General features: G+C 68.5%; 23 protein-coding genes. 17 read left to right on the top strand and 6 right to left on the bottom strand.

Annotated elements, in window-relative coordinates; all coding sequences use genetic code 11:
* Positions 1-100 precede the first annotated feature (100 nt).
* The 8 genes from ACFSL2_RS00770 (at position 101) to ACFSL2_RS00735 (ending at position 6919) form a co-directional block, all read left to right on the top strand.
* Positions 101-886: a GntR family transcriptional regulator gene (locus ACFSL2_RS00770; RefSeq protein WP_377179108.1), complete on the top strand. Its 786-nt coding sequence runs from the start codon at positions 101-103 to the stop codon at positions 884-886.
* A complete protein-coding gene (locus ACFSL2_RS00765; RefSeq protein WP_377179110.1) occupies positions 883-1449 on the top strand; it encodes a GNAT family N-acetyltransferase in 567 nt (188 codons plus the stop codon). Before ACFSL2_RS00770 ends, ACFSL2_RS00765 begins: the two co-directional genes overlap by 4 nt.
* Positions 1449-2975: a helix-turn-helix domain-containing protein gene (locus tag ACFSL2_RS00760; protein WP_377179112.1), complete on the top strand. Its 1527-nt coding sequence runs from the start codon at positions 1449-1451 to the stop codon at positions 2973-2975. Before ACFSL2_RS00765 ends, ACFSL2_RS00760 begins: the two co-directional genes overlap by 1 nt.
* Entirely contained in the window at positions 2972-3679 is a 708-nt protein-coding gene (locus ACFSL2_RS00755; protein WP_377179114.1) for an SDR family NAD(P)-dependent oxidoreductase, read from the top strand. Before ACFSL2_RS00760 ends, ACFSL2_RS00755 begins: the two co-directional genes overlap by 4 nt.
* A gap of 179 nt (positions 3680-3858) precedes the next feature.
* Positions 3859-3999 (top strand): hypothetical protein, encoded by a 141-nt coding sequence (locus tag ACFSL2_RS00750; RefSeq protein ID WP_377196021.1) that lies wholly within the window; start codon positions 3859-3861, stop codon positions 3997-3999.
* A gap of 428 nt (positions 4000-4427) precedes the next feature.
* The gene (cutA, locus tag ACFSL2_RS00745) at positions 4428-4799 is read left to right on the top strand and encodes a divalent-cation tolerance protein CutA (RefSeq protein WP_377179118.1); all 372 of its coding nucleotides are present in this window, start codon (positions 4428-4430) and stop codon (positions 4797-4799) included.
* 63 nt (positions 4800-4862) lie between these two features.
* Positions 4863-5876, top strand: coding sequence for a helix-turn-helix domain-containing protein (locus ACFSL2_RS00740; protein WP_377179120.1), 1014 nt, complete (start codon positions 4863-4865; stop codon positions 5874-5876).
* Entirely contained in the window at positions 5873-6919 is a 1047-nt protein-coding gene (locus ACFSL2_RS00735) for a helix-turn-helix domain-containing protein (protein WP_377196020.1), read from the top strand. The genes ACFSL2_RS00740 and ACFSL2_RS00735 overlap by 4 nt, the downstream gene beginning before the upstream one ends.
* Positions 6920-6973: 54 nt before the next feature.
* Here ACFSL2_RS00735 and ACFSL2_RS00730 read toward each other — a convergent pair whose 3' ends face one another.
* Positions 6974-7702: a GntR family transcriptional regulator gene (locus ACFSL2_RS00730; RefSeq protein ID WP_377179124.1), complete on the bottom strand. Its 729-nt coding sequence runs from the start codon at positions 7700-7702 to the stop codon at positions 6974-6976.
* 538 nt (positions 7703-8240) lie between these two features.
* On the opposite strand from ACFSL2_RS00730, the gene ACFSL2_RS00725 reads away from it, so the two are divergent.
* The 7 genes from ACFSL2_RS00725 (at position 8241) to ACFSL2_RS00695 (ending at position 12452) form a co-directional block, all read left to right on the top strand.
* The gene (locus ACFSL2_RS00725) at positions 8241-8579 is read left to right on the top strand and encodes a hypothetical protein (protein WP_377179126.1); all 339 of its coding nucleotides are present in this window, start codon (positions 8241-8243) and stop codon (positions 8577-8579) included.
* Complete coding sequence (locus tag ACFSL2_RS00720; RefSeq protein ID WP_377179128.1) at positions 8576-9400, top strand: HAD family hydrolase; 825 nt, start codon at positions 8576-8578, stop codon at positions 9398-9400. Before ACFSL2_RS00725 ends, ACFSL2_RS00720 begins: the two co-directional genes overlap by 4 nt.
* A gap of 39 nt (positions 9401-9439) precedes the next feature.
* On the top strand, positions 9440-10477 hold the full coding sequence (locus tag ACFSL2_RS00715) for a protein-L-isoaspartate O-methyltransferase family protein (protein ID WP_377179130.1): 1038 nt from the start codon (positions 9440-9442) through the stop codon (positions 10475-10477).
* Between the two features lie 243 nt (positions 10478-10720).
* Positions 10721-11056: a hypothetical protein gene (locus ACFSL2_RS00710; protein ID WP_377179132.1), complete on the top strand. Its 336-nt coding sequence runs from the start codon at positions 10721-10723 to the stop codon at positions 11054-11056.
* Positions 11053-11415, top strand: a complete 363-nt coding sequence (locus ACFSL2_RS00705) for a hypothetical protein (RefSeq protein ID WP_377179134.1) — start codon at positions 11053-11055, stop codon at positions 11413-11415. The genes ACFSL2_RS00710 and ACFSL2_RS00705 overlap by 4 nt, the downstream gene beginning before the upstream one ends.
* The gene (locus tag ACFSL2_RS00700) at positions 11412-11954 is read left to right on the top strand and encodes a hypothetical protein (protein ID WP_377179136.1); all 543 of its coding nucleotides are present in this window, start codon (positions 11412-11414) and stop codon (positions 11952-11954) included. Before ACFSL2_RS00705 ends, ACFSL2_RS00700 begins: the two co-directional genes overlap by 4 nt.
* A gap of 210 nt (positions 11955-12164) precedes the next feature.
* Complete coding sequence (locus tag ACFSL2_RS00695; protein WP_377179138.1) at positions 12165-12452, top strand: zf-HC2 domain-containing protein; 288 nt, start codon at positions 12165-12167, stop codon at positions 12450-12452.
* A gap of 132 nt (positions 12453-12584) precedes the next feature.
* Here the strand turns inward: ACFSL2_RS00695 and ACFSL2_RS00690 are convergent, their stop codons facing one another.
* The 4 genes from ACFSL2_RS00690 to ACFSL2_RS00675 all read right to left on the bottom strand — a co-directional run bounded on the left by ACFSL2_RS00690 (position 12585) and on the right by ACFSL2_RS00675 (position 15236).
* The gene (locus ACFSL2_RS00690) at positions 12585-13115 is read right to left on the bottom strand and encodes an NUDIX domain-containing protein (protein WP_377196019.1); all 531 of its coding nucleotides are present in this window, start codon (positions 13113-13115) and stop codon (positions 12585-12587) included.
* Positions 13116-13327: 212 nt separating this feature from the next.
* Positions 13328-13846: a hypothetical protein gene (locus ACFSL2_RS00685; protein WP_377179142.1), complete on the bottom strand. Its 519-nt coding sequence runs from the start codon at positions 13844-13846 to the stop codon at positions 13328-13330.
* An 18-nt stretch (positions 13847-13864) separates the two neighbouring features.
* Complete coding sequence (locus ACFSL2_RS00680) at positions 13865-14491, bottom strand: SH3 domain-containing protein (RefSeq protein ID WP_377179144.1); 627 nt, start codon at positions 14489-14491, stop codon at positions 13865-13867.
* A gap of 256 nt (positions 14492-14747) precedes the next feature.
* Entirely contained in the window at positions 14748-15236 is a 489-nt protein-coding gene (locus ACFSL2_RS00675; protein ID WP_377196018.1) for a hypothetical protein, read from the bottom strand.
* Between the two features lie 167 nt (positions 15237-15403).
* On the opposite strand from ACFSL2_RS00675, the gene ACFSL2_RS00670 reads away from it, so the two are divergent.
* Positions 15404-17038, top strand: a complete 1635-nt coding sequence (locus tag ACFSL2_RS00670; RefSeq protein ID WP_377179148.1) for a competence protein CoiA family protein — start codon at positions 15404-15406, stop codon at positions 17036-17038.
* Between the two features lie 197 nt (positions 17039-17235).
* A complete protein-coding gene (locus ACFSL2_RS00665) occupies positions 17236-18600 on the top strand; it encodes a hypothetical protein (RefSeq protein WP_377196017.1) in 1365 nt (454 codons plus the stop codon).
* 281 nt (positions 18601-18881) lie between these two features.
* Here ACFSL2_RS00665 and ACFSL2_RS00660 read toward each other — a convergent pair whose 3' ends face one another.
* Complete coding sequence (locus ACFSL2_RS00660) at positions 18882-19499, bottom strand: hypothetical protein (RefSeq protein ID WP_377179152.1); 618 nt, start codon at positions 19497-19499, stop codon at positions 18882-18884.
* Positions 19500-20101: the final 602 nt, after the last annotated feature.

Raw genomic sequence — 20101 nt, 5'->3', positions numbered from 1 at the left:
TGCTAGCACATCTAGCACATGAAGTAGAGCATGGGGCATGTCGGCGGTCAACTGATTGCGCTAGACTTGCTAGCACATTCGCGGAAGGGAGTGATCGGCCGTGGCCGTATCTGGCACGCAGGCTCCTTCGATCAAGGCACGGATCGCTGATGATCTACGGCGCAAGATCGTTGACGGCGAGCTGGCGCCGGGTGACCGGCTTCCTACGCTCGTCACCTTGACGGAGGCGTACAAGGTCGCGCCCATGACCGTCAGGGAGGCGCTCGGGATCCTCAAGAACGAGGGCTTGGTGATCTCGCGTGGTCGGCACGGAACGATCGTTCGTGATCTGCAGCGGATGACGTACCGCCCGCAGTCCGATCTGACCCTGCGTCCAGACGACGTCGCCAAGGATCTCTTTCTCTCCGAGCAGGAGTCGGACGGGCGGCGCCCGACGCAGACGATCGACATCGCGATCGTGCAGCCGCCGCCCGAGGTCGCCGACCGCCTCCCGCTGGCCGACGGCGAGCTGGCCGTGGTGCGCCGGCGCGTGCGGTACCTCGAGGATGAGCCGTACCTGACCAACGACAGCTATTTTCCGTTCTCCATCGCCGAGGGGACGGAGATCATGTCGCCCGACGACATCGCCCGTGGCGCGAACGTGGTGCTCGCCGAGAAGGGGTACGTCCAGGACTATGCGCGGGACGAGATCACCGTGCGGATGCCGACCCGTGAGGAGCAGCAGCGGCTCGCGCTGATGCCCGGTGTCCCTGTCGCTCACCAGGTCACCACCGGGTACGACAGGAACGGTCGTGCGCTGCGTGTCGCGGTCACCGTGCTGCCGGGCGACCGGCATGTCATCGTCCTCGAACGACCCGGTATCCCGGACTCAGGGACGGTCCGATGACCACTGTCGCCACGGCGCGGCCCGTCGACGAGGCGGCGGTCCGCGCCCTGCAGGAGGAGGCCATCGCCTGGCTACGCTCCCGCGGGACCGACCAGTGGCAGAACCTGCGCCCGGCCCGCCACGGCACAGGTCGCAGCCTCGCCGAGGCGATCAGCCGCGGCGAGGTCTACCTTGTGCGTGATGGCGCCCGCATCATCGGCACCGTCACCGTCGACGACTACGCCGACCCGGAATTTTGGACGCCGGAGGACGACCCCGCCGACGCGCTGTACATCCACCGGATGGTCGTCGCCCGGAGCTCCAGCGGCCAGGACGTGGGCGGTCAGATGATCGCCTGGGCTCTGGACCGCACCAGGGCCCTCGGACGCACCTGGCTGCGCTTGGACGCCTGGCGGACGAACCCGGCACTACATGACTACTACCTGCAGCACGGCTTCGAGCACCTGCGCACCGTGCCATTGGCACACCGCGGCAGCGGCACCCTCTTCCAGCGCCGAGCCAGCGAGCTGGATCGCACCACCGACGAGAGCCAGGGAACACCCGACACGCACAAGGGGAAGTGATGGTGAACAGGGCGAACGCAGCGCGGCGGTTTCGTGCCGAACTACTCGCGAAAGGACACAGCGTCCGAGAGGTCGCGAACGAGATAGGCCAGCGGCTCAACGAGCGTCCGCGCCTCGCCTGGCGTCGCGCTATGGGTTGGTCGCAATCGGAGCTGGTCGAGCAGTACAAGGCTCGCAACCCCGGGTCCCGCCTCTCCGTGTCCCGGGTCTCTGAGTACGAGCAGTGGCCCTATAACGGAACACGCCCCCCGTCGCTGAAGTACCTCATCGACCTCGCACACACCTTCGGCTGCACCGTGGCCGACTTGGTCGACAACGCCGACCTGGCCAAGTTCACGCCGGCCGAACGGGAGCACCTGGCCGCGGCGCAAGGCATCCCAACCATCCAAGCAGGAGCGGATACCACCGCCCGTCCAGGCAAGAGCGCCGGCCGCGCCATCTCGGTACTGACTGTCCCGTGGACCACGGCGGGGGGACTATCGCTGCTGAGCTCCGCGCCCGGAGGCGAACAGGTGGACGGGCGCGAGTTCCTCACACTCAGCGCTGGCGCCGCGGTAGGCGTTGCCCACGACTGGCTCACCATCGAGGCGCCGCAGGTCGCATCCGCAGCAGGCGGAGGGCGCATCGACGGCGGGCTCGCGGCAAGCCTCGAACAGCGGCTGCCAGCCCTACGCCGGATCGACCACACACTCGGTGGGCTGCGCGCCCGCCCCTTGGTCGACGCCGAGCTCCGTCTCGTCAACGACATCCTCACCAACAGCACCTACAGCAACGCCGTCGGACGACGATTGTTCGCCGTAGCAGCCGAGCTGTGCCGGATCGCAGGCTGGGCCTCGTGCGACGCAGGGCAACACGGGACCGCCGAACGGTACTGGACCGCTGGGATCCGAGCCGCACACCTAGCCGGCGATCGCGGCATTGGTGCAAACATCCTGAAATCGCTGAGCCTTCAGCGTGCCGAGGCAGGCCAGCACGCCCAGGCGATTGCGCTCGCCGAAGCTGCCCGGGAAGGTGTCCGGGGAACCGATGAGCGCGTCTTGGCGATGCTCACCGCCCGGCAGGCACGAACCCACGCGTCGCGCGGAGATATCTCCGAGGCTGAGCGGCTCCTCGCCAGAGCCGACACCCACATGGGACGTGTCCACGAGGACGGCACGCCGTCATGGGCGGCCTACTTCGACGACGCGGAGTTCCACGCCCAGACGGCATCGTGCTACCTCCTGCTCGGCAAGTACCGCACGAGTGACGCGATGCTCGAGCGCGCCCTGGCCTTGCAGCCAGACGAACGCAGCCGCGACCGCGCCACCTACACCATCTGGCGGGCTGAGGGCGCGCTACACATGGGCGATGTCGAGGGGGCCTGTGCCCACGTCAGTAGTGCGATCCCCGACCTGAAGGGCGCGGTCTCCCCCAGGAACCGGAAGAGGCTCGCCAACCTGCACGGGCATCTCCGTCCACACGCCCAACTCGGCGTCGTCCGCGACCTCGACGCTCAGCTCGCGGACCTGCTCCAGGCGGCCGCATGAGTCAGGACACCCGCATCGCAGTCGTCACCGGCGCCAACCGCGGGCTGGGGCGAGAGGTCGCCAGGGCTCTGGCCGAACACGGGATGCACGTCGTGGTCACGGCCAGGGACGCCCGCTCGGCGGACGCCACGGCAGAGGAGCTCAAGGCAACCGGGCTGCCGGTGTCTGCTCACCAACTAGACGTAACCGATCCCGCCAGCGTCGCGAGAGCATTCGCCACTATCGGACATCAGCATGACCGCCTGGACGTCTTGGTGAACAACGCGGCAATCGCGATCGATCGCCACCGGTCTGCCGCTCTCGCTGATATGGAGCGCGTCACCGCCACCCTGAATGCGAACATCACTGGGGCATGGCGCTGCTGCTCGGCGGCGATACCGGAGATGCAGCGCCACAACTACGGGCGAATCATCAACGTCACCAGCCATATGGCCACCACAGGCCGGCTGGCCCAGGGAAGCCCTGCCTACCGCGTGTCCAAGGCCGGCCTCAACGCCCTGACCCAGATCCTGGCCGACGAACTGCGCGATACAGGCATCCTCGTCAACGCCATCACGCCGGGCATGGTGGACACCCGACTTACCTACGGCAAGACCGACCGGCCCCCTGCCGACGCAGCAGGAGACTTCGTCCGTCTGGCCACCCTTCCCAATGACGGCCCCACCGGGCGGCTGTACCACAACAACGACGAGATCGATTGGTAAGAACCGTCTCAGCGGACGCCGCCTCCTGAAGGTTGCGGATGAAGCGTTCGGTCGACAGGCAGGCCGCGCAGTGCCTCACGTGAGGAGCTCACGCAGGACGCCGTGTGGCGTGCTGCCGCACAATCCAACGCAGGGAGAGCGCCGCGGCCACTATCGGCGACGAGAAGCTCGTCGTCGACATGCTCGTCGGTGATCTCCAGCGTGTGATCGAGTACCCCAAGCTTGGGTTCGCCATCGAGCAAGAGATACCGGAGGACGCGCATGCCGCCTACGGCTACCTCGCCCGACAAGGATTCACCAGCCGGCTCATCGCCGCCTGAGACACCGCCAGGTCTCGGGTGGTGTGCAATCCACCAGCGGAGCTTGTTCCCAAAGTTCAGCATGCTCGCCAAGATCGGGCCCGGCGGCGCGATGTACCTTCTGGCTGGCCAGCGGCGGTCGCCCCGACACCGACCATTCCGAGAACCTCGACACCCTGCCCTGCTGGCACTCGACCAGGATCGCGCACCGAGGGATTTCACCGCTGTCTGCTCACCGGTGGCGGCGCCGACGGAGTTCGGGCTGGCCGCAGGCCACCTCCGGGGCCGACGGGTCCTGACGCCGGCCGGGATGGAACCATCCTCGGCCCACCACCGCGGAATCCCGAACTCGGCTCCACAGACTCGGCCCCGAGCCCCGAGCGCTCCCCAAACAGGGCTCCAGATGCCCTCACCGTTCTCACTCTCACTGGCCGCGTAGGGTCGGGTACATGATTGCTGATGTGGAGTTCTGCCAGGTCGTGACGATGTACCAGGAGCGCGACCTGGCCGACGCGTTGGCCGAATTGCTGGTTGCTCGGCGGCTGGCGGCGAGCGTGCACGTAGAGGGCCCAGTTACCGCTCGGTTCTGGTGGGACGGCGCTGTTCAGACCGTCCAAGAGTGGCGGGTGACCTGCAAGACCACGATGGACCGCTACGACGAGATCGAGGCGTTAATCAATTCCAAGGAGCACCACCCGTATGACTTGCCGGAGGTGCTGGCGGTCCCGGTGCTGGCCGGGTCTGACCGGTATCTGGCGTGGATCGCTGCCGAGACCCGCACCGCTGGTACTCCGTTCGGGGAGGTTGACAGCGGCGCGTAGGGGTGACGTCGTTCGACGATCGAGCGATCATGGTCACGGTGGTCATCGACGGGGGTGAGGTTCGTGGCACGGTATGTGGACCCGCGGTTCGCTGAGCGGATGCGCATGCTGCGGCACGCCCGCGGGCTGTCGCTGAAGGGCCTGTACCGGATCGCGCACGTGTCGGTGTCGTCGCTATCGGAGTACGAGACCGGGCGTCGGCGCCCGTCCGCGGAGATGGCCCGGAACCTTGACCTGGCGCTGGACGCCGGCGGGCAGCTCGCCGCCATGGTGGTCGAGACACCCCGCACGACAACCGCCGACGAAGCCGACGAAGCGTCCGACCGGGTCACGCACGCGGTCAGCGCCCCGCGGATGATCGACGCCCGGGCGGTCGACGCCCTCGCAGCGGCGCTCGCCGCGCACAGGAGGGCCGACGATGACGCCGACCCGGTGCTGCTGCTGCCCGCGGTCAGCGCCGGTCAGGTTCAGGTGCAACGCCTGGCGGAGCAGGCACGTGGACCGCACGCGCACGCGCTGCAGGTGGTGTCCGCTGAGTGGACCCAGTTCACCGGGTGGTTGCATGCCCAGGCCCGGCATGACGCCGAGGCTGTGCGGTTGCTGACCGAGTCCGCCGATCAGGCCGTCCGCCTCGGCGTGTCGAACCTGGCCTGCCAGGCATGGGGTTTTCGTGGGTACCTCGAGCGGCAACGTGGTGTACCGGCCCGGATCACCCGAGCGTTCCGCACCGCTGCGGAGATTCCCGGGATCTCACGTCTGCACCGCGTCGATGCGATGCTCAACACGGTCCACGGGCTAGGTCTCATGGGTGAGAAGCGCCAGGCGTTGGAACTACTCGGGCAGGCCGACGATCTGACCACGAGCGCAGGCGGAGACGAGGTCGACCCGGCGTCCTACTGGTTGACGCCGACGTGGCTGCGGATCCCGATGGGTATGGCGTATCTCGGTCTAGACCGGGCCAGCGACGCCGTCGAGAACTTGCGTGCGGGCCTGGGGGCGTTGCCTGGCGGCTGGCAGCGAGCGGAGTGGGCCGCCGAGTACCGTGACGCCCTGGCCCGGGCCGAGGACGCCGCATGAAGCGGCCCGTCGATCCGCGGTTCGGTGCCGAGCTGCGCAGGCTCCGTGAAGCCCGCGCGATGTCGCTGCGTGAGCTGTCCGCCGTCGCGCACCTGTCCAAGTCGCTGCTGTCGCTGTACGAGAACGGGTCCCGACTCCCGTCGCCCGAGAACGCCGCGCACCTCGACAAGATGCTAGGCGTCGGCGGGAGGCTAGCGTCCCTGACGCCCGACCCGATGCTGGGCAACGAAGCGACACCGAACGGCATGACTCCGGGCGGCCTGACTCCGAGCGACTTGGAGCAGGCCGAGCGGGTCGCTCACGCCGAGCGGGTGCCTCGTGCGCTGGATGGTGGGGCCGTGGAGTCGCTGGGTGGCGTTCTTGCCGCGCACCGCCGCCTGGACGACACGGTTCCTGCCGAGGTGCTGTGGCCGATCGCGAGCACTCATCACCAGATGCTGGTGCGGGTGGCCGGGGAGGCCCGGGGCCCGCATGTGCCGGCGCTGCATCTGGTGGTGGCCGAGTCGCTGCAGTTCGTGGGGTGGTTGAGCGCGCAGCGTGGGCAGTACGAGATGGCGGACCGGATGTACGCGCAGTCAGCGGACCGGGCCGAGGAGCTGGGCGCGGGCGGGCTCGCGTCGCAGTCGCGCCGGTTCCGGGGTTCTCTCGCGTGGGAGCAGGTCCGCCTGGCGCAGATGGTGGCGCACTACGCGCACGCCGCGCAGACCCCGGGAGCCGGGATCCTGCACCGGATCGATGCCGGGCTGCGACACGCGCACGCTCTGGCACTGCTCGGTGACCCTGCGGGTGCCCTACGCGCGCTCCACGCCGCCAGTGACCTGACCACGGCGGCTGACGGCGCGGCACCCGACCCGTTCGCATACTGGCTGACCAACTCGTGGCTGCGGTTCCCGCTCGGCCTGGCCCACCTCGAGCTGGGCCGGGCCCAGGACGCGGCGGACAACCTTCGCGCCGGGCTGGCAGACCTGCCGGACCAGCAGCGCGATACTCCCTGGACGGCGCAGTACCGCAGCGCGCTGGAGACCGCGCAAGCGCGGGCCTGACCCAGCCCCGAGCACGACACGCTCAGTCCCGGTGCCTGGGCGAGGGTGGTGTGCTCAGTGCGTGTCGGTCAGCGGTGTTGACCACTTCAGGACGGTCGACCCGTTGCAGACCTTGAGCGCCACCTCGACGACGCGGCCGTCGGTCAGGTACACCGTCCGGAGCACCTGGGTCACGATGACCGAGCCGGTGAGCCCGAGGGCTGTGCTCTCGGGCTCGGTGGCGAGCCGAGAGGTCACCTCCTCCAGCACGCGGCCCTGCGCGACGCCGAGCCGCTGGCTGGCCAGCTCACGTGAGCCGCCCGTGGACACCGGCTCGGCCAGCTCCGGGGCGGCCTCGAGGACGTAGGCCGGGTAGTAGGACGAGGACAGGTGAACAGGTGATCCACCGCGCGTGACGAGGCGGCGCCGCACCTGGACGGGCGAACCCGGCTCGACGTCGAGTCGGGAGGCGATCACTTCCTCGGCGCCGACCGTACCGACCTCCACGATTCGGGAGGTCTCCCCCGTGGCCAGAGCGGTACCCGTGACGGCATGCGTGCGCACCCGCGCGGCAATGTTGTCGCTCCCGTAGTCCGTCACGACCGTCCCGGCACCGCTGTTGGCGCTGGTCAGGCCCTCCTGCTTGAGAGTGGCGTACGCCTGCACAACGGTTCCGTTGGACACCCCCCAGTCCTGCATGACCTTCCGGATCGTCGGCAGGCGGTCGCCGGGGCGCATCGTTCCCTCCCGGATCTGCCCGCGGAAGTGCTCGGCGATCTCCGCGTATCCCACAGCGTGCGTCATGCCGCCGACCCCTCATCTCTCCATAGGGAGTACTACCCCGTCGCATCTTGCTCTAGATGGTCCCATCGCGGCATGTAGAGCATGCCGGACATCCTCCACCAGGATAACCGCCACCGGACCCCGGGAACCAGAGCCCAGTTTCGGCCCACCACCCCAACCAGGACACCAAGAATGGCGCCACAGAGAGCCCTGGGTAGTTATCACGCCTCCCGATGTGGACAGCGAACCCCTCTCGGAAACTTGCTCCAGGTGCTCAACTTGCTCCAGGAGCAACTAAGCGACTGAGGGGAGCAATGGTGACCACCCACGACGCGCTGCCAGCCCACTGCCGTTGTAGCGCGACTGCACCGTCCAGTAGCCGCCATGCCCGCTTCGTCGGTGGCACCCGCTCTGGACAGGGCTGTCGTCTCGCGCCGATGCCGCCGCGCAGCCGTACCTCGTTCGATACCTCGCTCCGCAATCGTCCGACCGGTGACGCGCCGGAGAAACCGTCACCGGTCGGGTCCCCAAACCTCGACCAGACCCCAGGAGACCTGCGATGGGCACGTCCTACTCACCTTCCGACCACGCCGCAGCACCCGATCCCATGCCCGGGGACACCTCCTCGATCTTGCTCGCCCTCGATACAGCGAGAGCAGCCCTCGTGGAGATCGGCGCGGGCCGCATCGAACTGCTGACGGCCACCGGCAGCGGGCAGGTCACGATCCAGCCGACCCGCCTGGCCGACGGCGAGAGCATCGCCCAGGCGCTCGACCTGGACTCGCCGCTGGACCACCGCATGGTGCCCCCCGGCTACACCCTCTGGTGCGGGACTCGCGACGGCTTCGAGTTCCAGGTCCGCGGAGCGCTCCGTCAGCCCCTTGGAGTCCGGCCGTGAGCCGCCCGGCTGCGCGCCTGATCACGCTGGACGTCGACGGCACCCTCCTGGAGACCGGCACCACCGTCCCCGAGGTCACCGCCCGGGCCGTGGCCGCCGTCCGCAAGGCCGGGCACCACGTCGCCCTGACGACCTCACACCCGCTCATCGGGGTGCTGCCCGTCGCGCACAGCCTTGCCATCAGCGGGGTCTGGATCGTCGGGTCGAACGGAGCCATCACCGCGTACGCGTCACCGTCGGTGCCTGGCGGGTTTCGCGTGCACGCGGCGCGCACCTTCGACGTCGACCCCGTCGTCCACCTGGCCCGCACCCGCATACCCCGCGTGAAGATCGCCGTCGAGCTGGCAGGGTGGGGGTGGCGCGTCAACCAGCCGTTCGACCCCGGCCACCTTGACGGACAACAGCACGTCGTGGCCGACCTGGGCGAGCTGTGGGCAACACCAGCGACCCGCATGGTCCTGTGCGCGCCGGGCATCGGCGCCCTGGTCGAGCCGCTGCGCCAGCTCGGCCTCACGCCGAGCGCCGCGGGCCTGGGCTGGGTCGACCTCACGCCGCGCGGACCGTCCACGGCGTCCGCCCTGGAAACACTCCGGGAGCACCTCGACGTCCCGCCCGAGCGCACCGTGGCGATCGGTGACAGCTGGACCGACGTCGCGATGCTGCAGTGGGCCGCCTACCCCATCGCCATGGGCAACGCCCCGACCGCCGTCAAGGCCCTCGCGAAGCACGTCACGGGCCCGGTCGGGCGCCACGGCGCCGCGGACGCCCTGCGCGCGCTCCTGGACACCGACGCTTCCCGGCCCGCCACCGTCCACGCCTAAACCCCCACCCCACTGGTACCAGTTCTGGAGCACTGCACGATGATCAGCACGCGGAGCACCATCGTCGGCACCGACGCCGTCGCGGACGCCGCCCGGGCCGTCCCCCACGAGATCTACCTCGGACCCGACGGAGAGGCCGTCAAGCCCGTCATCTCCCGCAGCAGCACCTGGCAAGACCTCAGATCCTTGGACCTGCGGCCCCGCATGCGGGTCCTGCAGGTCGGGACCGGGTCCGGCTACCCGGCCGCGCTGATGGCTCACATCGTCGGCCCTGGCGGTCACGTCCTGACCATCGACCCCGACGAGGCGCTGACCAGCCGCGCCGGTGACCTGTTCGCCGCTCACGGGCACCGTGCGATCGCCGCGACGGGCAACGGGCTCGCCGGACACCCCGGTCGCGCACCGTATGACCGGATCGTGGTCGCCGGCACCCCGGCGGCGATACCTGCCGCGTGGATCGACCAGCTCGCCCCCGGCGGGGTCCTGGTCACCGGGTGCAGCGTCTCCGACCTGCCCGGTGCGTATGCCGTCGCACACATCGTCAAGACCCCGGCCGATGACCTGCACGTCACCGTGCACGCCGGCCGGTACCCGTTCATGCAGTCGCCCGTCGTCCCGTCCCACGTCACGGTCGTGACCGCGACAGACCAGCCCGGGTACTACCTGGCCTCAGCCAGCGACGACCACCAGACCACGACCGCCTTCCTCACACTCCTGCGCGCCGGTACCGCAGGGCCCTGGCCCGGCCCGCCCGGCGAGTTCCTCGACTTCAAGCACTGGCTGCTGGCACGTCAGCCTCGGGGATTGTTCACCGCAGTCACCGAGCGCGGGGAGGGCGTCGGGATAGGCGACCGTGCCCCCAGCAACTTCGGTCTGGCAGCCAGGTCTGACGGCCCGCCGGAGGCCGTGATGATCACCCCCACCCACCTCGTGACCCACCCGCAGGAGTCGCCGACCTGGGCCCGGTTCCTGGACCTGATGGACGAATGGCGAGCAGAAGCATCGCGCACCACCCACGAGCTCGACGCCGTCATCTGGCGCGACGGCGACTCCTACCACGTCCGCCTCAACGACTGACGTCGACGACTGACCACGACCGCAAACCCTCCGGACAACACAGACAGTGAGGATCTTCGATGACCGAGCTCCTGCTGCTGGTCGGCTACCTGCTGGCCGTCGCAGCCCTCCTGGTATCCGCCCTCGTCGCCTGGCGCCACTGACCACCACCACCCGGTGCTCACGCACCCCGACCGACAGGACGCGAACAGAGCCCGCACACCGACCCACCACACCCCGACCCACCCCAGCCGGAGGCCCGCGATGCACAGCACGACCGAACAGATCGCGACAGACCAGATCGTGCGCGACTACCTCAACGACGTGGAGCACCTGCTCCAGCAAGCCGACACCGCTTCAGTGGCCGTCATGGCACCCACCGAGCTGGAACGGACGATCCACGCACTGCGCGCGATCCTGGCCGACACCCCCGACACCAGCGATCACGGTCACCGCTGCACCACCAGGTGGGCACCTCGGTGGGCGTGGTGGCACCGGGCGTGGCCGTGCCGGGCGTGGCAGATCGCCTACCAGCACCTCGTCGCCGCTGCCCCGGCCCACCCGACCGGACCCATCCACCCCGTCCGCGGCCCCCGATGAACCCCACGACCACCACAGCGACCCGCACCACGTCCAGGACCTCATCAGGTACGGCCGGGCAGGGCTACGGGTGGGAGAAGGCTGTGATCGCCCACTGGTGTGGCGTCAACGTTCTCGACGTCAACGCCAAGAACACGGCACGCATCTTCGTGCCCGACGTCGTCACGGTCACCGAGATCATGCTCACCGTGGGCTCAACCCAGGATGCCTGGGCGCTGGCCGTCCTGCTCGACCTCCCTGCGGCACCGTCCGATCCGGCCGTGGCCTGGCGGACCTGGGCCGGGTGGGTCTCGGACCTGTCCGCACAGCAGCCCGTGCTGGTCTCGGTCACCGCACCCACGGACCAGGAGGCGCAATGACGCGCCGGCACACGCTGCACGCACCAGCAGCGGGGATCCGCCTGGCTGTGACCACAGGCACCACGATCGTCCTCGATCCCGGACCTGACGAACGAGCCCGTCGGCGCAACCTCACCCGTGAACGTCTGCTGACCGCTGGCGTGGTCGTCCTAACGGTGGTGAGCGTGGAGCTCCTGCGGACCTCCGAGTCGCACGACCGGCCCTGGACGCTCGCCGCGGGGCTCCTGCTCAGCGCGGCGGTATGCCACGCGGCCCGCCCCGGGCGCCGCACAGTGCCCGGCGTGCTGGTCGACGTGCTCGAGCCGCTGCGCGCCACCTTGCCCGCACGGCCCGGGGAGATCCACCGGCTGGTGTGGGAGGCCGTTGGCCTCATCTCGGCCGAGGCATCCGGGCAGACGCCGTTCCCCGAGAGCGGTGGCCACCTGGGGGAACAGATCCACGCGCGCCTACGCGTGCTTACCGCCCCGGTCACGCGGGCCGCCACAGGCCTGCGGGCATCGCCGACTAGTGCCCGGTGTTCGTCATCGCGCCCGATCTGAGGAGCTGACGGTGATCATCGCGATCACCGGGAATACCCGGTACGCGACACCCGACCTCGCGCGCCGCTCCGCGCAACTGCGCCACCTATCGCAGCGCCGCGGGCGCAGTACACACATCGGGCCAACCGGGAACGCACCACCACCAGCCACAGGAGGCAGGTTTCGCGTGTCGACCACGAGTGAGCTGCGGTCCGACGACGTTGCCGCCGAGTGAGCACCGAGAGCTCCACCAGCGCCGGCAAGGCACTCGACTCCCGGTCCGCCCTGACACCGGCCACCGTTGCGTCGGGCGCCACCGGCGCTCACGACGTCGACGCCTCCGAATGCCGCTCCACCCGCGCCGCGATGCACGACTACCTCAATCGCCGCCTCCAACCCCGCCGGCAGCGTCGGTTCGAAGCCCACATGGACGGTTGCGTGGAATGCATCCGCGCGTTCATCCACATCCGTGAGCTGTCCTGGAAACGCCGGGCGGCAGACCAGCCACCGCGAGGCTGACCACCGACCGCCCGCAAAGCCGGACCGCGAGAAGGCCCGTCGTAATCGGCCCCGATCACGACGACTCTCGTCCAACGAGCTCCCTGGTACGGACCTCGCCCACGCTCTACTCGACGAGCGCGCGGGGGTGCATCAGCGAGGGCCGAGGGCCGTGGTCCCGGCGCCGGGGACTGGGTGACCCGTCCCGGGCCGTACACCGTCGAACAGGTAGTTCGTGGTCTTGCGGGCGCGGGCGTCGAGCGCGGCCTCCACCCGCGGCGCGACCCGTGGCGGGAGCAGGCGCGCGCACTGGGCCGGAGTGTGGAACTCGGCCGCGTCGAGCTCCTCCGGGTCGGCCTGCAGCCGGTATGGCGAGGCAAGGTCGCCGCCGTCGAAGAGGAAGTTGACCAACGACCGAGGCCGCGGCTCGGCCGGTGAAGCCCAGTCGACGACCAGCAGGACGCCCGCGGTCACGTCCAGGTGGAGCTCTTCGCGCAGCTCGCGCTCGGCTGCCTGGTGAGGAGCTTCGTGCAGATCGACATACCCGCCGGGCAGGGACCAGTGGTCGCGGTAGTTCGGCTTGACCAGCAGTACCCGGCCCGCGTCGTCGGTGATGAACAGCGCGGCCGCGGCATGGAACGCGGCGAGTTGCGCGTACCACTGGTGCGGTTCGACCCACGTCATCCTCACGACTCTATCGGCTGCGCAGGCGCGGGCAGATGCTCACGAGCCGCGTGCAGGAAGCCGTCGACAGCCTCGCTCCCGCTGTACACAGACAGCCCACGAGCGAGCTCGCCGATCCGGTCGGCGACCGTGGTTCCCGACGAGCAGGTGGTCAGCGGTGACCGTGCGGGTGATCTCGGCCAGGCGCACCGTCGCCGCCTGCTCGTTGTCGATCAGCCGGGCCGGCGAGTGCTGGCGGTGGCAACCGGTTCTGTGGGGCGGGCCAGGCGCCGTAAGACGGCCGCCTTGTCCACACCACCATCCTGGTGGCGGAGCAACGTTCCGCGGGCGACCATCTGAGCGATGGAGCCCCGCGTGATGCCCAGCATGTCGGCAGCTTGCTGGTGGGTGACGGCTCCGTCGACCTGCGGGGCCAGGGCTGCAGCGCACGCTCGGCCCAGGGATGTGGTCCACCATGGGTCAGGCGGGTCACCCCGTCCCCACAGTGCGTTCATGAGGTCGATGACGGCCTGGGCTCGCACGCGGGTGTCGGCACCGGTGAGCTCGGCGGCCAGGAGCCTGGAGCGGGCCTCGGCCCGGTCCAGCATCAGGTCGTGCGCGTCGATCCCGAGCAGGGGTACCAGCGGCCACAGGACATACGCGTCCAGGTCCTGCACGATCTGCCCGGCCACACCAGGCCCTGCCGGCCGGCCGGCCGGCTCCTCACCGTGCGCGGGCGCGCTCTCAGTCATCGCCGACCAGCCGCCCGCTCAGACATCGGCGTGGTGCTCCGCATCGCCGTCGGGATCGAGGGCGTCGCTGTCGGCGATGATCCAGTACGTTCCCGGGCCCCGGTCGGCCTCGTCCTGGGCGTGCGACCACTCGTGCACGTAGGCACGCTGCCCGGCGAGCTGCTGGGGGTGGGACACGATGTTCGTCTCCCCGGTGGCGCGCGAGCGTCCGATACCGATCGGCGGCTGCTCGGGGTCGGTGCCTACCACGACCCGGGGCCATCCAGTCACGTCGTTGACCCCGGCGGTGACGTCCTCGGGGATCCACGCCACGGTGACCTGGCGCTCCTTGCCCCACGCGTCGCGGCCGGACACAGTTGCGGTCAGGGCACGACCGGCCACGTCTGCCCGTGCCACCCACTCGCGCACGCACCGCTCCACCAGGTCCGCCGCAGTCCGGTCGTCGCCGTCGAGCGCCTCCCAGGACCTGTCTTTGCGCTCCGTCGCAGTCCAGCCCTCCCCGTCATCCTCGTCGATGACGCCCATCTGCTCTCCGTCGGCACGGGTGATGACCAGCACACCGTCGTTGTCGTTCCGGTAGCAGTCCGCGCCCGCCGACCTCGCGACCCTGCGAGCGATCACGGTCGCCCTCGACGCCTCGGCCATCACTTCCCTCCTTCAGTGGGCACCTCGCCCATCACTGTCATGCAGTATTGCATGACACAGGTGGGGCTGACGAGAATCTCATAACTGCGGCGCCATCACTCCCAACCTCGATTACGGGTTGCCACCGCCAGACTCCCGTCGGGTCTGCCGCCAGCGTTGCGCAGACCGAGCGAAAGCGACCGGCGGGTGCTTGGCGACGGTTGGCGGGGCCCAGCAGTTCTATGGCCGCCCCGTGCCGTCAAGCCCGGCGGAACCACTACTCGGTGGCGGACATCTGCTCGTCGGTGTCGGTCATGATGACGAACTCGCCGATGTCCTGGATGAAGGGCAGGGCGCGGAGCGCCTCGGCACTGGGCAGATCATCGGGAATCGGGCTGTCCTCATCGGAGTCGATGGCGTTGTCGTAAGAGACCCAGTTGTTGGCCGCGAGCAGCTCGGCGAAGCCTTCGAAGTCGTCGTGGTGCCGCGCCAGGACCTCGCCTGTGCGGTGGTCCGTGATGGTGTTCATCACCGGACAAGCGTCCTTCCCGGGGCAGTCGCCGTGCCCGCCACCGTCGTGGTCGACGACGGTGTACCCCTCGGCTTCCACCGCCGCTATCCGCTCCATGTGGAGCCGGTCCTGCTGGCGGTAGTGATCGACGGCGTCGCTCACATAGGCGAGAACGGCGCGGCCTGCTTCGAGGGCGAGATGGTCCGGGATCTCGGTCGGGATGGAGGTGGGAGTCGTCTGGCTGGTCGTGTTCACGGCGCCTAGCCTGGCCGAGAACCATCGGCGGCGCTCGTCATGGCGCGAGGTGAGAGGTCGTGGTGGTACGGCGTGCTTGTACTGGGTGCGGGCGTGCCGTGCCCGGCTGGTCGGGCAATGGATATCAGCGCCGGTGGATGTCAGTGGCTGCCGCGATACTCGCCGTCATGGACGAGGCGGACGCGGCGGTACTCAGACGGTTCCAGCAGAGCACCGAGCAGATGGTGCTCGCAGCCGACAAGCATCACGGCTTCAGGCCGGTGAAGTTTCCCGTCGGGCTGACGGACGAGGTAGCCAAGAAGGCATTCCGGCAGTACACCCAGGATCACTTGGTGTGTGTGATCGAGGATTGTCACGCCCCGCTGCAGGCTCACTTTCGGACGACCCGGCGCCCTGGATTTCAGCATGATTCTGGTACCGCCAACCCGCACGGCAACGAGTCACACCTGCATCAGATGGGCAAGCGGCTGGTGGCCCGCTGGGCTGGTGAGCAGGCAGGTGCGACGGTGCAGGTCGAGGCGACCTCACGCGACCGGACCCGGCGGCCCGACGTCACGATCAACACCCCCACCGGCAAGAAGATCGCCGTCGAGGTGCAGTACGCCAGCATGACAATCGCCCACTACCTCGCCCGCGACCAAGACCACGCCCGACAGTACGCGGTACGCGTGTGGCTCCTGGGTCACTCTGGAGAGCAATTCACCGTCGATAAGGGCCGCATCAAGCTGAACGAGCTCGCCCGGAAGATCGCCGCCGATGGGAACACCTTGCTGTGGATCAACCCGCAGGACGGCACGATCCTCACTGCCTGGTCCGGATCAGAAAAGGACCCTCACCCGCTTCGCGGCCAGGACAAGGAGACCGGCCTGTGGTCGATCGCGCCGCTGGACCTGTGCCACATCGACGACCGCACCGGCATCCTCACACCAGCAGGCGAGCGCATACAGATCGCCGAGGACCGCCGCCTGGCCGCGCGTCGACAGCTGGAACTGGCCCAACAAGCCCGCCGTGAGGAGGAACGCCGGCGCGCCGAGATCGCAGCACGTCGCGAAGCCGCCCAGCGCGCAGCAGCCGAGAGGCAGCACCGCGAACGCACCAGCACCTGGGATGCATCCGCCGAGAAGGTGTGGCTCGACGCGTGGCTCATCGGCGAACACCGCAACAAGGCCCTGACCGTGCTGACGGCGACCAGCCCGCAGGAGGAAGCGATCGCTGACGCGCTGGGCCAGTCGTGCGTGCACTGGAAGACTCGCGTCTACCAGCGCATCGCGACGGCCAGGCAGGGCGAATGGGTCTCCTGGGGGAAGGCACTGGGAGCCTTAGAAGCCACCGGCGACGACGGCACATCCCGCCGTCTGAGCAAGTCCCACTGGACCGCGTTCGAGAAGTACCTGCGCGTCTTGGGCGAGGCCGGGCTGATCCTCGTGATCGGAGACGACCACACCCCGACTACCGCGCCGGTGAGCATGGATGGCAAGGGCAAGCGCCGCCCCCATCGCGCGCCTGATGGCCGCACCCGGACGACCGCCGTACAGGCCCCGGCTTCCACGCCCGTCCAGGAGACCGCTCCCCCACCGCCACCCCCGCCTCCACCGCCACCCGCGCAGGAAGAGCCGCCCGCGTTGGCGGAGTCTCGGCAGGTCGAGGAGCCGGTACAGCCCCAGGAGGCAACTCCAGCGCCCGCCCCGGACGACGGACGGGGTACGGAACCCGCGACGGCGGCCAGGACAGCGCAGGGCATCCGTACCGAGCGACAGGGTCTGGGCACACTCCTGGATCGGCTCTTGCGCCGGAGACGCTGAGGCTTCCCACGTGGTCGGGCCCGGGAACCCATCCCTCATTGCCCGACCAGGGGAATTCAGGGATGCACATACGCTGCCCAGCCCATAGCTCAGTCGGGCGACGCGGGCAACGGTCCGTCGCGAAATCACTCGACCGGTGAGGGTGGAATCATCCAAGCCACCTCGTCCCATGACACCCATTGATCCAGGAGTCACCCGTGCCCACGCCGACCGATCCGCATGCACTCGACGACGCGCCGGCGGCCCGCCAAGGGATCTGCGAGCTCTGCACTGATCCAGGTGATCTCGTCCGGACAGACCTGCGGGAGAACGTGTACCTGTGCGCGACCCACCAAAGCGCCCAGCTGCGCCGTCGCCTTCCGTGGCGGCAGTACCTCAGCCTGGCGAGCGTGTTCCTGGTCGCGGTCCCCTTCCTTGCCCTCTATGCCGGCATCGCCTACGACACGATCGCGGCGGTGCGATCCGACGTCGTGCTGCCCTCAAGGACACTGCCAGAAGCTGTCGCGTACGGGTGGGGCATCCTCACCATGGCGACCGATCACTGGGTTTCCCTCGGGATCGCCACCGCGGTCGCGATCGCGCTGCCGGTCTCGCTGGTCCTGATCGCCTCCCAGGGCGAGACGGTCGCCAACCGGGTCGAGCAGGCGTCCGTGCCCAACCTGGACGACAACGTGCGGCTCCTGTACTTGGACAACGCGCTGGCGATGATCAGGGGTATTGCGATGCTCACCACGGTCCTGACGCTCATCCTTGCGATCGATGCGATGATCGACGGTGAACCGGGCGGGGCACAACAGGTCCTGTTCTGCCTGATCCTTTCCGCCATGCTGACTGTCGAGATCGTCAAGCTCGGCGCCTTCTCGAACTTCGCCAGCAAGAGCCACCTGAAAGTCACGGCCGACTTCGCCCTTGGCGTGAGCGGCCGTCGCAAGTACGCCAGGAGCCTCGATTGGACACGAGGTGTCATCGTGCTGGCGATCATCCTGAGCTTTCACGTCATGTGCTTCCTGGCGGCGACGTTCCCAGCCGGGCTTGCAGCCGTCGGCACGGGACTCGCGCTGACGTTGGTGTGCGCGGTCTGCACTGCGATCCTGGCAGCCCTGGCATCCCTTTACTTGCACAACGGAGACCGGCCTACCGGAGCGCTCGTCGTCGGCGTCGGCATCTTCTTCGGGATGTGGTGGGCGTCGACTGTCTTCGATATCGCCTACGACAAGAACTTCCACCTGGTTAACCCCTGGGGCGTACTACTGGGCAGCGGGTCGTTCATCCTGCTGTATCTACTGATCGCCCTCGGACTGATCAGTACGGGCCCGTTCAAGGGGCTCGCCTACTTCACCGCCCGCATCGAGGACGCCACCACGGCCCTCAACAAGGCGACTCGCCACACACGCACAAAAGCTCGACGAGACCGAACCGCCCAGCGCGAACACAACACCCGACAGAACGCGGCCAGTCCGGCAGACCAGGAGCATCCTCCGGCAGGAGCCACACCCACGGACGAATCGGCGGCACCGGCCAGCAGCGGCGCCACTCTCGGTCAGGCCTGCGGTCGCCAGTAGAGCGGCAGCGGGGATCTGGCATCGTGATAGCAATCGCGAAAGGGCGCTTCTTCGTGGCCCGCAGGTGTCCCAGAGAGGACCGAGCAGGCCACATCGGTGACTCGCCATAGGTTTGGGCCCGTGAGGCGTGCCGCACGAAACTCCTGCAGAGCCCGTCAATGGCTCTCCGGAGACACTCAAGTGACACAGAAGGCCGCCGTCGACACCCACATCGATCCGATCACGGCGGGAAATTCGGCAAGGTGGCCCAGCCCTAGCGGCATACCTCTACCCACGAGAGTTCAGACCGAGTACACCCACAGCGTGTCGAGCTGCATCTCCGCCAAGGCCAGCGCGATCTCTGACTGGTTGAGTGCGTGCTCACCGTCACGAATGAGCACGTGGAGCACCTGGACCTGCGGGGCGTCCTCTTCCTGGATCGCCAGTTCCCCGAGGTCGCGGATCTCGGCGTATGCGCCTTGCAGTTGCTCCTCGTGGTGCGCTGACAGCACCCGGAGGCGTCCGACTTGGTTCCGCCACCACCGCATCCGTGACTCGCGATCGAGCATGGTCCTTCCCTCGATCCACGCGCGGGCCTCCGCTTGCCGGACGTCACCAGGCAGTCCCGTAGCCAGCGGTCCCTCTGGATCGGGCATGTCGATGGGGATGTGCGTCAGCAGGACCGCCGGTGTCGTCCCAAGTGCGTACGAGATCGCTACGAGGTCGTCGACGGCGACGGGACGTTCTCGGTCCTCCATCTCGGCGATGCGGCCAGCAGAGATTGCGTGGCCGGACATCTCAAGCACGTAGGCCAGCTCGTCGCGGGTGAGCTCGCGCAGTTGGCGGTAGTGGGTGATGGCGTCGGAGACGGCGAGAGAGGTGGGGGCGAACGGCAGCATGAGGGGATCGTAGAGGAGCACGAAGATCTCCCTCGAAGGAGTTGCGGATACCGCACTGGAAGCGTGTCCAGTTGCGGATTCAGCACAGCGATGACAGGACGCCGGCGGGTACCTGTTCGCTCGTCGAGACGTGGGCTTTGGACGCTTCGAGGGCCCGGATGGCCTAGGAGATCAACGTCCGCCTCGAGGACTATCGCCAGTTCACACCACGCAGCGCGCGATGGCGGCCGTGCTCTCGAGTCGAGCGGCGCCGACAGCCCCGAAGCCCTTGTTCTTTCCAACTCGCTCCGAACGTGCAGTGCATGGCCGATCCGTTTGACGATCGACACCGAGCACAGTCGGCGCGAAAGTCGGCTCCTCAAGCCTCCCTGGCGCCCGAAGCCACACGTCGTAGCACCTGAAGAACCAGACCCTAGAGCCCCTCCTGGACAGATCGGCCAACCGATAGAGGGATCAATAGATCATCCACCGCCTATCGTTGCTGCCATTGATAGATCTATGCGATAGACTACTGGAATCGCAGCAACCATCAGTCGATACGCCATCAGGTGGGTTCCATGTCCAGACAGCACCAAGGCGAGCTCGAGGCTCGCGCGGGCGACTCGGTCGAGCCTGAACGACCG

Origin of the sequence: Promicromonospora aerolata, from assembly GCF_042682255.1 — a bacterium.
Taxonomy (GTDB): domain Bacteria; phylum Actinomycetota; class Actinomycetes; order Actinomycetales; family Cellulomonadaceae; genus Promicromonospora; species Promicromonospora aerolata.
This window is presented reverse-complemented; position numbering and strand designations above follow the sequence as displayed.